General features: G+C 38.9%; 11 protein-coding genes. 4 read left to right on the top strand and 7 right to left on the bottom strand.

Features of this window, described 5'->3' with window-relative positions; genetic code table 11:
* Positions 1–84 precede the first annotated feature (84 nt).
* Together I6F43_RS15290 and I6F43_RS15285 are read left to right on the top strand one after the other, a co-directional pair.
* Positions 85–1,710, top strand: coding sequence for a M28 family metallopeptidase (locus tag I6F43_RS15290; RefSeq protein WP_197103006.1), 1,626 nt, complete (start codon positions 85–87; stop codon positions 1,708–1,710).
* A gap of 160 nt (positions 1,711–1,870) precedes the next feature.
* A complete protein-coding gene (locus I6F43_RS15285) occupies positions 1,871–3,046 on the top strand; it encodes a putative manganese transporter (RefSeq protein WP_197103004.1) in 1,176 nt (391 codons plus the stop codon).
* Positions 3,047–3,114: 68 nt separating this feature from the next.
* Here I6F43_RS15285 and I6F43_RS15280 read toward each other — a convergent pair whose 3' ends face one another.
* The 7 genes from I6F43_RS15280 to seqA form a co-directional block, all read right to left on the bottom strand.
* Positions 3,115–3,480 (bottom strand): DUF805 domain-containing protein, encoded by a 366-nt coding sequence (locus tag I6F43_RS15280; RefSeq protein ID WP_197103001.1) that lies wholly within the window; start codon positions 3,478–3,480, stop codon positions 3,115–3,117.
* Between the two features lie 149 nt (positions 3,481–3,629).
* Complete coding sequence (locus I6F43_RS15275) at positions 3,630–5,213, bottom strand: dihydrolipoyllysine-residue acetyltransferase (protein WP_101163770.1); 1,584 nt, start codon at positions 5,211–5,213, stop codon at positions 3,630–3,632.
* An 8-nt stretch (positions 5,214–5,221) separates the two neighbouring features.
* Positions 5,222–6,199 carry an alpha-ketoacid dehydrogenase subunit beta gene (locus I6F43_RS15270; RefSeq protein ID WP_008171214.1) on the bottom strand — a complete coding sequence of 326 codons (978 nt, stop codon included), beginning with the start codon at positions 6,197–6,199 and terminating at the stop codon, positions 5,222–5,224.
* Complete coding sequence (locus I6F43_RS15265; RefSeq protein WP_197102999.1) at positions 6,199–7,413, bottom strand: thiamine pyrophosphate-dependent dehydrogenase E1 component subunit alpha; 1,215 nt, start codon at positions 7,411–7,413, stop codon at positions 6,199–6,201. The genes I6F43_RS15270 and I6F43_RS15265 overlap by 1 nt, the downstream gene beginning before the upstream one ends.
* Positions 7,414–7,678: 265 nt before the next feature.
* Positions 7,679–8,731 (bottom strand): succinylglutamate desuccinylase, encoded by a 1,053-nt coding sequence (gene astE / locus I6F43_RS15260; protein ID WP_197102997.1) that lies wholly within the window; start codon positions 8,729–8,731, stop codon positions 7,679–7,681.
* A 121-nt stretch (positions 8,732–8,852) separates the two neighbouring features.
* Positions 8,853–10,490, bottom strand: a complete 1,638-nt coding sequence (gene pgm, locus I6F43_RS15255; protein ID WP_197102995.1) for a phosphoglucomutase (alpha-D-glucose-1,6-bisphosphate-dependent) — start codon at positions 10,488–10,490, stop codon at positions 8,853–8,855.
* Between the two features lie 9 nt (positions 10,491–10,499).
* Positions 10,500–11,096, bottom strand: coding sequence for a replication initiation negative regulator SeqA (seqA, locus tag I6F43_RS15250; protein WP_197102993.1), 597 nt, complete (start codon positions 11,094–11,096; stop codon positions 10,500–10,502).
* A 220-nt stretch (positions 11,097–11,316) separates the two neighbouring features.
* On the opposite strand from seqA, the gene I6F43_RS15245 reads away from it, so the two are divergent.
* On the top strand, positions 11,317–12,084 hold the full coding sequence (locus tag I6F43_RS15245; protein ID WP_197102990.1) for an alpha/beta fold hydrolase: 768 nt from the start codon (positions 11,317–11,319) through the stop codon (positions 12,082–12,084).
* Positions 12,085–12,179: 95 nt separating this feature from the next.
* Positions 12,180–12,401 (top strand): DUF2788 domain-containing protein, encoded by a 222-nt coding sequence (locus tag I6F43_RS15240; protein WP_002962930.1) that lies wholly within the window; start codon positions 12,180–12,182, stop codon positions 12,399–12,401.
* Positions 12,402–12,403: the final 2 nt, after the last annotated feature.

The raw sequence follows: 12,403 nt of genomic DNA, 5'->3' as shown, positions 1-12,403 counted from the left end.
TTACGAGAAGTTTACCGCAAAAACTGGTTCTACTTAATAGAAGTTAATATACTAATCACAACTTAAAACAAAAAAAGAGCTGACATGAAACATTATTTCTCTCTCACACTCCTCGCTACTGCTGTTTTAGCAGGTTGTGCAGCAACAAGTATTACCCCTACTGATGTAACAAATGGTTATAACAGTATCCAAGCTGATGAACTGGCTAAACATGTAAAAGTACTCGCATCAGACGAATTTGGTGGTCGTGCTCCTTCATCACCTGGCGAAAAGCTAACGCTTGATTATTTAACTGCGCAGTTTAAAGCTTTAGGTTTAAAACCAGGTAATGGCGACAGTTACTTACAAGAAGTGCCATTAGTTTCTTTAGAAGCAGATTCGAACATGGTTCTTAGTATTGGCGGTAAAGACTACCAATACAAAAAAGACATGGTTATGGGTAGCAGCCGCATAAGCGCACAAGAAGCCATAGAAAATTCTGAACTTGTATTTGTGGGCTACGGCGTTAATGCACCTGAATACAATTGGAATGATTACGAAGGCTTAGACGTTAAGGGCAAAACGGTTGTAATGCTGGTTAACGATCCGGGTTTTGCAACAAAAGACCCTGCTTTATTTACTGGCGACGCGATGACCTATTATGGGCGTTGGACATACAAATACGAAGAAGCGAGTCGCCGTGGTGCCGCAGGTGCAATTATTATTCATGAAACAGCACCTGCGTCATACCCATGGTCAGTAGTTGAAAACTCGTGGAGCGGTGAGCAGTTTGGTTTTCAAAAAGAAAACAATAATATGGATCGTGTAGCTGTTGAAGGCTGGGTTACAACTGACGTAGCAAAAGAGCTTTTTACTAAAGCAGGTTTAGATTTTGATACCGTTAAAACGAATGCTGCCAAAGGTGCTTACCATGTTGATATGGGCGATTTAACTGCTTCTGTTAGTATTAAAAACACGATTAAAAAATCGGTGTCGTATAACTTTATCGCCACTTTACCTGGTAGTGAAAAACCAGATGAGCATGTTATTTACTCGGCTCATTGGGATCACTTAGGTACAGACAAAACACGTAAAGGCGATCAAATTTATAACGGTGCTCACGACAATGCAACGGGTACCGCTGGGCTAATTGAAGTAGCCGAAGCCTTTACAAAATTACCTAAGCACCCTAGCCGTTCAATGACATTTTTAGCGGTAACTGCTGAAGAGCAAGGCTTATTAGGGTCTAAATACTATGCAGCAAATCCAGTGATTGCAGCTAATAAAACAGTCGCTAACATAAACATGGATAGCTTAAATTTATTAGGCAAAGTAAAAGACATGAATGTGGTTGGTATTGGTAAATCACAAATGGATGAGTTTTTAGAAACTGCGGCTAAAGAGCAAGGCAGAACAATATCAGGTGATCCTAAACCATCATCGGGTGGCTATTACCGCTCTGATCACTTTGCATTTGCAAACATGGGCATTCCGGCTATGTACGCAGGTGGTGGTACTGTGGCTGCTGATGAAGAAACGGCTAATTACCGTAAACGTATGAGCTTAGTACTTCGCGGTTGTTACCATCAACCATGTGACCGTTACCGTGATGAATGGGATTTATCGGGTGCTGTTCAAGACTTACAATTATTTTATAAGGTAGGTTTTGATATTTCTGAAACAGAACAGTGGCCAACGTGGAATACAAACTCTGAATTTCAGCGTAAGTAGCCCAATTTAATCACAGCCTTTAATTCAAATTTAAACTAACTTAGATTTGGCTATCGAAAAACTCAAACAGAGTAATCGATTTAAATAGATATAAATGATATTGATTATCATTTAATTAAAATATACAGTGTGACCTAGTTAATTTATTAGGTCGCATTGTATGATTTCACTCCCTCACATTGGTTTTATTACTCCTGCCTCAAAACGATTTTTGAGCCAAAACAAACGCTTACTGCTGCCTTTATTTATTTTAACTTGCCTTGCAATACCGCAATTACGCGAAATAACAATGACCGCACTAAGTGATGCATTTTTTCAAGTGAGTGTGTTTGTTGCTGCTACCCTTTTAATTTATTACTACGCTATAGAACAATTACCTCAATTAGAGCTTAGTTATTTAGGTGCCAAGTCCCCTATTTTAGAAATTAGCTTTGCAGCGGTTTTAGGTGCATTACCTGGCTGTGGTGGGGCTATTATTGTGGTTACTCAATTTACAAAAGGCCAAGCAAGCTTTGGTGCTATTGTTGCTGTGCTAACAGCTACAATGGGCGATGCAGCATTTTTATTACTTGCTACCCGCCCTTCTGAAGGCTTGTTAATTATGGGAATAGGGTTAGTTGTGGGTACATTTAGTGGTTTACTGGTTAATACAATACACAAAAAAGACTTTTTACGCCCAACAGCGCAAGAAAAAAAGCACCAAATTAAAATACTCTCAACTAACATTATTAAAATCAGTAAACCGGTTTGGATGGTAGCAATTATCCCAAGCCTTATAATTGCATTTTTGATTGCCTTTAATGTTGATTTTTCACAGTTTGGTGCAAGCACAAGTACTTTAATTACGCTATTTGGTGCATTAATGGCTTTATTTATTGTGAGTATTTGGGCACTTTCGTCAAGAGGTGAAAGCTATCAAGAAGTAACGTCAGAAGACGATGCATGTAACCCCCCTTCTAAAATAATAAAAGTATTACAAGATACCCATTTTGTAACGGCATGGGTTGTAGCCTCTTTTATGCTATTTGAGATTTTGGTTAACATTGCAGGTCTTGATTTAAAAACGTGGTTTGTACATTACGCCTATTTGGCCCCATTAATTGCAGTGCTTATTGGATTTTTACCCGGCTGTGGTCCGCAAATAATTGTTACAACGCTTTATATTCAAGGCATTATTCCCTTTAGTGCTTTAGCAGGAAACGCAATTTCTAACGATGGTGATGCGTTATTTCCAGCAATAGCAATGGCGCCCAAAGCTGCAGTTATAGCTACACTTTATACGTCTATTCCCGCATTAATAGTTGGTTATGGGTTGTATTTTTTTGTTGAAATTTAAAAAATGAGATTTAAAAAACACAAAAGCTCAGCAATTGCTGAGCTTTTAACATGTTAAGTTATTCTTACTTATACAGTAGTTGGTTCTGCTGCTAATTCTTTAGGATTTGGACCAAAATCGTTTTCACCTTCGTGCGAATCTTGCGCAAGAAAAACAATTAAAACTATCCAGCCAATGATTGGTATTAACCAAAGCAACTGCCACCAGCCTGAACGGCCTGTGTCATGTAAACGACGAGCGCCAATACTTAAGCCAGGAATAAATAGCGCTAAGCTATAAATAGAGCTTACGAACATTGTGTTTGTAATACCATCTATAACACTTGTTAAAAGCGAAAAAATAATATTAATTAGCATAAACATCCAAAATGCTTTACGACGATTACGGCCTGAAAAATCTGCGTAGCTACGCAACGCGTTCATATAATGTTCCATGAAATTTCCTTAGTGTTATTTTTTATATTCCCTAACGGGGTTAATCTAATTACTTTTTAGTAACATTTGTATCTTAATTAAAAACAGCTGACATTAAAACAAAAAACCAGCTAAAAGCTGGTTTTTATTAAATATTAACAATTTAGCTATTAACTCATAGCCATCATCATTGCCGATGGGTTTTCTAAGTACGATTTCCATAGGTTATTAAAGCGAGCAATAGTGCCCCCATCAATAACGCGATGATCGCCAGACCAGCTCACTTGCATAATAGCTTTACTCACAACCTGCCCACTTTCATCAAAACGCGGTAGATGCTGCAGTTTACCTAGCGCAACAATAGCCACTTCTGGTTTATTAATTATAGGGGTCGCAATAGTGCCGCCAATAGCTCCAATGTTAGAGATGCTAATTGTCCCACCTTTTAAATCATCGGGTGCAACACGGCCTTCTCGCGCTGAATGAGTTAAACGGGTTAAATCATTTGCCACATCAACAATGCTCTTACTCTGGCACGATTTAATATTAGGCACTAACAAGCCAATTTTAGAATCAACCGCTATACCGATATTATGATCGTTATAATAGGTAAGCTCTGAGCATTCATCGTTCACTTTTGAATTAAGTACAGGGTACTCTTTCATTGCTAGCGAGAGTGCTTTTACAAAAAATGGCATCATGGTGAGCTTAACGCCTTGTGCTTTGTACTGCTCTTTTAAAGAGCTACGCAAAGCTATAAGCTGTGTTAAGTCTATTTCATCACTAAACGTAAAGTGCGGAATAGTTGAAACCGAAGCTACCATTTGCTTAGCCATGGCCGCTTTAATGCCTTTAATTTGCTCTACTCGTACGCCACCGCTTTGATTCTGTGTTTGGTTTTGTACTGCACTTTGAGAAGCATCGCTATTAAGCGGTGAAGTATCAATAGTATTTGGCACTTCGCCTTTTACAAACTCTTCAATATCTTGCTTGTAAATACGTCCATTTTTACCACTACCTGGTACACAGGTTAAATCAACATCTAGCTCACGTGCTTTACGACGAACCGCAGGTGATGCAACCGCTTTTTGATTGATAACTTTAGCAGCTTGCTGCGTTTTAACAGGGGCAACTTTTTCAGCGACGGCATTAGTTTGAGCCTTTACGACCGCTTGGTTTATATCAACATTTGGTTTTGCTGCACTGCCTGCAATTGTCATTTGAAACAACGGGCTATGTACTTTTGCTATTTCACCTTTTTGGTAATATAGTTTTTTTACTGTGCCTGTATATTTTGCCGGAATTTGTACTAATGCTTTGTCGGTCATTACGTCACAAACCGCTTGGTCTTCTTCTATTTCGTCGCCTTCAGCAACTAACCAATCAACAATCTCACACTCAACAATACCTTCACCGATATCCGGTAATATAAAGTCCTCAACCACATCAGCTGCATCATCAGTTTTATTTTCAGCTTGTACTGGCTCTTGTACTACTTCATTGCTAATGCTTTCACCTGCTACATCCATAGCGAATAAAGGGGCATGTACTTTAGCAATCTCACCTTTTAGATAATATAGCTTTGAAATAACGCCATCATGCACTGCCGGAATTTGTACTAATGCTTTGTCTGTCATAACATCGCAAATTGGCTGATCCTCAGATACGGTATCGCCTTCTTGTACTAGCCATTCAACTACTTCGCATTCAACAATGCCTTCACCAATATCAGGTAATATAAAATCTTTAGCCATGGTAACCCCTAAAAATCCATTGATTGTTTAATTGCAGCCAACACTTTTAGTGCATCCGGTACGTATTCTTTTTCAAGTGCCAGCGGGTATGGCGTATCTAGACCACATACACGTAAAATTGGCGACTCTAAGTGCAAGAAACACTCTTGTTGTATTGTCGCGGCTATCTCTGCACCAAAGCCATTGGTTATAGGCGCTTCATGACTCACGATTAAACGGCCGGTTTTAATAACCGATTTAGCAATCGTTTCAACATCCCATGGTAAAATACTACGAAGATCAATAACTTCACAGCTTATACCTTGCTCACTTGCTTGCTTTGCTGCATCTTCAATAATCTCCATTTGAGCACCCCACGCTAAAAGCGTAATATCGGCCCCCTCTTGTACTACTTCAGCCGTGCCTAATTCAATACTATAATCTTCTTCTGGCACTTCGCCAATTGATGCACGATATAAACGCTTAGGCTCAAAAAATATGACCGGGTTATCGTCTTTAATTGATGCACGTAATAAACCTTTAGCTTGATAAGGGTTACGCGGTACAACTACTTTCAAACCCGGTGTGTGCGCAAAATACGCTTCGGGTGATTGTGAATGGTATAAACCACCGGCAATACCGCCACCATAAGGTGTACGAATAGTTAAGTTACCCACATTAAATTCATTACCACTGCGATAACGAAATTTAGCGGCTTCATTTACTATTTGATCAAACGCTGGGAAAATATAATCAGCAAATTGAATTTCTGCCAATGCAGGCGCACCAAAAGCTGCTAAACCATTAGCAAAACCTAAAATACCTTGCTCGGTTAAAGGCGTATTAAAAACACGATGTTTACCGTACTTCTCTTGCAAGCCCGATGTTGCTCTAAATACACCACCGAAGTAACCAACATCTTCACCAAAAATACAGGCTTGAGGGTGTTCATTCATCGTAATATCGAGAGCAGAGTTAATTGCGTGGAGCATGTTCATTTTAGCCATTACTTAATTCTCCCTGCGGTTACTGGGTAAGCATCTGGATGCTGTTTGATATGTTCTTTTAGTTGCTCGTACTGGCGTTGCAATAATGGAATTGGTGTATCGTAAACGTCAGATACCAGTTCTTCTAAAGCGGGCTTTGCAACAACTTCAGCACGTTTAAGCGCTGCTAAAATTTCTTCACGAATCGACTCTTTTGCTTTTATATCGTCTTCTTCGTTTAACCAGTCTTGCTTGACCAACCATTTTCTAAATTTATCAATAGGGCACGTTTGATGATTAGCTTCTTCATCTTTAGAGCGATAACCACTTGGATCGTCTGACGTAGAGTGCGCACCCAAACGATAAGCAATCGATTCAATAAGTACAGGCTCACCTTGTGTTGAAGCTATTTCGCGTGCTTTTTTAGTCGCCGCATACACTGCAAGTGCATCGGTACCATCAACACGAATTGTTTTAATGCCATAACCCACACCACGCGATGCAATACCGTCGCCTTTAAACTGCTCATCAGCAGGGGTTGATATTGCATAGCCGTTATTACGTGCAAAAAATATAACCGGCGCTCTGTGAACCGCTGCCATATTTAAACCGGCATGAAAGTCACCTTCAGACGCTGCACCTTCACCAAAATAACAAATGGTTACATTATCAATTGTGCTGGCAAGCTCGCCTGTTTTAGCGTCGATGTGTTTTATTTTTTGGCCATATGCATAACCTGTTGCCTGTGGTATTTGCGTGCCCAATGGCGATGAAATCGTCATGTAGTTTAGCGCTTTAGAACCATAGTGAATTGGCATTTGACGACCTTTACCTAAATCCAATTCATTTGAAAACATTTGGTTCATAAATTGATCAAGCGTAAAGCCACGATAATGCAGTGCTGCCTGTTCACGATATTGAGCCATGATCATATCGTCTTGATCAAGTGCAGCAGCAGAGGCTGTAACTGCGGCTTCTTCGCCTAGGCATTGCATATAAAAACTAACACGGCCTTGGCGCTGCGCGCCTTGCATACGTTCATCTAACAAACGTATAAAACGCATTGTTTCATATAACTTAATGGCGGTATGTTTTAAAATATCAGGTGCGGTTGCACTAGGATGAATGTCGCCGTCCTCAGTTAAAATACTAAGGGTTGGAATATTAAGCGCTTGACCATCAATAAATTCAAGCTCGTGGTTAATATTCAGCGATACGTTATTTGGATTACTCATAACCTACCTTCTTTTGTTGTCGGTAAAACAGTGCCCCTTTAAATTATTATTATGGGTGATTGCTGCTGGTTAAACTTTGCAACATCTGCACTATCTTTAATTAAAGCTGCCAACACTTTACGTTAACGTAAAGTGTTATTCAACAGATCTGGGACGAAACAAAAGCAAATACAGGTTAAATAAGTGGCAAGTTAACGATACGGTTGCTTTAATTAATAGTAATCATATAGTTAACTTGAAGACACCAGTGGTCTGATGAGTTTAGTTAGACGAAATTGCTATCAATATCCATTGGAATAACAGTAAGGAGTGCTCTTTGCCCTAATGCTACGCTCGCATTTGGAAAAATAATAGCCTCTCCTTCAACGTCAGCGTAAATCGCTGTATCACCGTCGGTTGCAAGTAGCTCACCTTTCGCAAAGCCAGTAAAGTTCTCGGCATCGTCAGAAAAAGGAAAGCTAAAATCGTTCTGCGTTCTATTAATTGTGCGATGGACAGCAAATAATTCAAAATCGTTTGCATTAAATTCAGGATATTTAACTTCATTTTGACTAATTAATGCAGTTAAGGTTTGCTTTGTTTTTTCAAAGCGAGCCATATCGTTTTGACCAAATGGCTTAACTTGACCCAGCTCTACCGTAAAAGAATCAGCACCGTGTATAAATGACGAATAATAGCTAAATGTTGTTGCAGGAGATTTCATCATAAGCACGGTATTTACACCACAACTCAATAAAAATTGTAGCTGCGACTTTTTCCATGGCTTACCATGTAAAAATGGATACACAGCAAATTTTTCGTTTTTAGAGCCTCTAATTGCAGTGTGTAAGTCGTAATGACATCGCGTACTGCCTTGCTCGCCACGTGTATAAAAATCGCTTACGTACTGCTCAAGCTTTGCAGCGCGGTTTCGCTCATTATTCATTGGTACACCTTCAACTGTATGGTGACCATTAAATAATCTATTTAAGTTTTCTTCTACAAAACGCAGGCCAATATTAATTGATTGTGGATTACCGTAAATAAACAAAGCGCGCTGCTTAAGTATCAGCTCGCCTTTTATAATTTGTTTAATAAGTGCATCACAGATTTCAATTGGCGCAGTTTCGTTACCGTGTACAGCGCTTGAATAAACTACATCTTTTGACGTTATAACAGCAGGTTGAAACTCAATGACTCCGGTATCGTGTATATTTACACGAGTCCCATTATCTAAAACAAACTCACCTGCATCTAAATGCCATTCGTTGTCACGACTAAGCGTTAAAAAGTCGCCAGTGTGTTTTAATTCATTTAAGTAAGATGGATTGGCTGACATATGATAAGCCCTTTAAAAATAATGTGAGAGTAGACTCTTATGCATATATTTTTATAAATACACAAGGTATAGAAACGAAAACGGCTGAATAAATCAGCCGTTTTAAAATTATTAGATTAAGTTAGCTTATAACTGAATCTACAAGCTTTTTAGCTTCTTTTTCAAGTAACGCTAAATGCTCTTCACCTTTAAATGATTCAAGGTATATTTTATAAATATCTTCAGTACCTGATGGACGCGCTGCAAACCAGCCATTTTCAGTAACCACTTTTAAACCACCAATGGCGGCATCGTTACCGGGTGCATGAGTCAATTTTTGCAAAATAGGCTCGCCAGCAAGTGTATCTGCTTTTACATCAGAAGCACTCAATGCTTTTAAACGTGATTTTTGACCGCTTGTGGCTGGTGCATCTAGGCGTTTATAAATTGGAGAACCAAACTCTTGTTCTAATTCTTTATAAAGCGCTGATGGCGTTTTACCTGTCACAGCAAGTATTTCTGCAGCGAGTAGACCCATAATGAAGCCGTCTTTATCTGTACACCATACAGAGCCATCAAAACGTAGGAATGCAGCACCTGCGCTTTCTTCGCCACCAAAGGCAAGCTTGCCTTTGCTTAAGCCTTCAACAAACCATTTAAAGCCTACTGGTACTTCTTTAACCTTACGGTTGTTACGAGCAGCTACTTTGTCGATCATAGAGCTAGAAACCAATGTTTTGCCAATTTCTACGGTTTCATTCCAATCACGGTGTTTAAGTAAGTAATCGATTGCCACTGCTAAAAAGTGGTTTGGATTCATTAAGCCATCTGGCGTTACAATACCGTGACGATCGTAGTCAGGGTCATTACCAATAGACACATCAAAATCATCTTTTAGTGCAATAAGATTTGCCATTGAATAAGGCGATGAACAATCCATACGAATTTTGCCGTCTTTATCAAGTGGCATAAAAGCAAAACGTGGATCAACAACATCATTAACTACGGTTAAATCTAAATTATATTTTTTTGCAATGACTGGCCAAAAATTAATACCTGAACCACCTAGTGGATCGATACCAATTTTGATACCTGCATCGCTGATTGCTTTTAAATTAACGATATTTGCTAAGTCATCAATATAAGGAGTCATTAAATCTTCGTAGCGGATAAAGCCCGAACGCGATGCTTTAGCGAATGGGAATAACTCAACTTCAACTAAATCTTCTAATAAAAGTTGATTAGCTCTGTCTTCAATCCACTTAGTTACGTCGGTATCAGCTGGTCCGCCATTAGGTGGATTGTATTTAAAGCCACCATCTTCAGGAGGGTTATGCGAAGGCGTAACAACAATCCCGTCTGCTAATTCATTTGGGTGTAGCTTATTGTGGCTCACTATGGCATGGCTGATAACTGGCGTTGGTGTAAAATCACCGTCCTCTTGCGTTATCACTTGCACTTCGTTAGCAACTAATACTTCAATTGCTGAGTTAAATGCGGCTTCACTCAATGCGTGTGTGTCTTTGCCTAAAAATAACGGACCAAATATGTCATTTTGTTTTCTGTAATCACAAATAGCCTGAGTAATCGCTAGAATGTGTGACTCGTTAAATTTAACATCGTAAGAACAACCACGGTGCCCTGAAGTACCAAAAGCAACACAATGATCTGGATTTTGTTCAAGATCAGGTTCGTTTAAGTAGTACGCAGATACTAATTTAGGTACGTTAACCAATGCCGATTGTGGAGCAGTTTTGCCTGCGCCTGAGTGAATAGCCATTATATTTCCTTACAGGTAATCGCGAATTTTTTCAGCTTGCTCTGCACTATATCCAAGGCAAAGAGCAACTTCATGAAGCATCATTTTTTTACGTGTTGTATTAGAATTAGTCATAACCCAATATTCACTATCGGTTATGTTCTTAGGATTCATGCTACTCCCGCTGTTTACTAAAGCTTCTTTACTAGTAGCAAAGTAAACACGGTCACGCCCTTTTATGTCTAATACCGCAGAAAAATCAGTTTTATGTGTGCGGTAAAATGCACTTAAAATAAACAAAAATCGTCCAACAACGCCCTTTTGCATTGCCAGCTCTTCTTTATTTAATACATTAAAAACATTATCGCTTTTTTGCTTCACTGGTGTGACAGCTGAAGGCGTTTGTTTTTTTGCAGTCTCAGCAGCAGATGGCTCTGAGCTTTTTAATGTGGCAGTAGACGTAGTCGCAGTTTGATTATTTTGAGTTAGTTCTACGTTTGCGGTTTGAATTTTTTCGCCGCTCAGATTTAATAAACGACGTAAAATAGTGGATGCACTTTCACCAATACTTTGCGTATTGCTTGCAATATATTGATATAACTCGTCGTCTATGTCGATTTGTTTCATGTTCTTCCTGTCATTACGGGTCACATTTTTTTCTCCCGTGTGATTATACCCAAACCAATCAGAAATGCGAGTTACAACAAGCACTCCCGTAAACATATTAATATTTACCTAATTGTTGTTGATTTAACGCCCAAAAGCCCAATTTAATAAATAGTCGCTGTATTTTTTGCTTTTTAGAGCAATGCTCGGCAAACTATGGCGAAATTTTCAGGAGGCGGGTATGCAGTTAAATTACAGGCAACAAGGGCAAGGTCCTAATGTTATTTTGATACATGGGCTTTTTGGATCATTAGAAAACCTAAATGTAATCGCAAAACCATTAAGTGAACACTTTAATGTTATTAACGTTGATTTACGTAACCACGGGCTTTCTCCTCATAGTGATGAAATGAACTACCCGGCAATGGCACAAGATATTGTTGAGTTATTAGCACATTTGAATATAGATAAAGCACATTTAGTTGGGCATTCTATGGGTGGTAAAGTGGCAATGGAATTAGCGCTTACACATCCTGAACTTGTAAATAAGCTTGTTGTACTTGATATAGCACCTGTTAGTTACCCTGCTCGGCACACAAAAATATTACAGGCATTAAAAGCGGTTTCAGCACAATCAATAGACGATAGAAAACAAGCTGATGCAATTATGCAGCCTTATATAGAAGAACTGGGAGTTCGACAGTTTCTACTAAAAAGCCTCGCTAAAAATGAGGAAGGTCATTTTGTATGGCGATTTAACTTAAATGTGCTTGACGAAAAATATTTTACAATCACATCCAATGTTAATGAAAACAATTCTTGTTTATGCGATACTCTTTTCATTAAAGGTAATGATTCTGACTATATTTTGCCCGAGCATCGTACTGCAATTAAAGCTCGCTTTAAAAATACCAAGGCTAAAATAATTCATGGCGCAGGCCATTGGCTTCATGCTCAAAAGCCACTTGCTGTAAATAAAGCGATAAACGACTTTTTAACTGCGGTTTAAAGCAATTTTAATCGCGTGTTTTTGATTTTGCGCACTAAATATATGAATAATTATATGCTATAGTACGCGCCGTTTAATTTAAAGGTTATACGTTGATGGTCAGTCAGTTAATTAACGAATTTGATACCCTAGGGTTGTATTTTGGCTTAGCCGGTATTTTCATATTCATCGGCATGGCAATTAAAGACGTACTAAAAAGTGGCAATGTGCCTAAGTTCGGACAATACATTGTCTGGGGCGTCCTCTTTTTAGGGTGTTCAGGCTTTATTGCTAAAGGTCTTATTCAAGTATTTTGGCAAGGCGCAGGTGTAGGTTAAGC

This window comes from Pseudoalteromonas sp. NZS71_1, from assembly GCF_015864305.1.
GTDB lineage: Bacteria > Pseudomonadota > Gammaproteobacteria > Enterobacterales > Alteromonadaceae > Pseudoalteromonas > Pseudoalteromonas arctica.
This window is presented reverse-complemented; position numbering and strand designations above follow the sequence as displayed.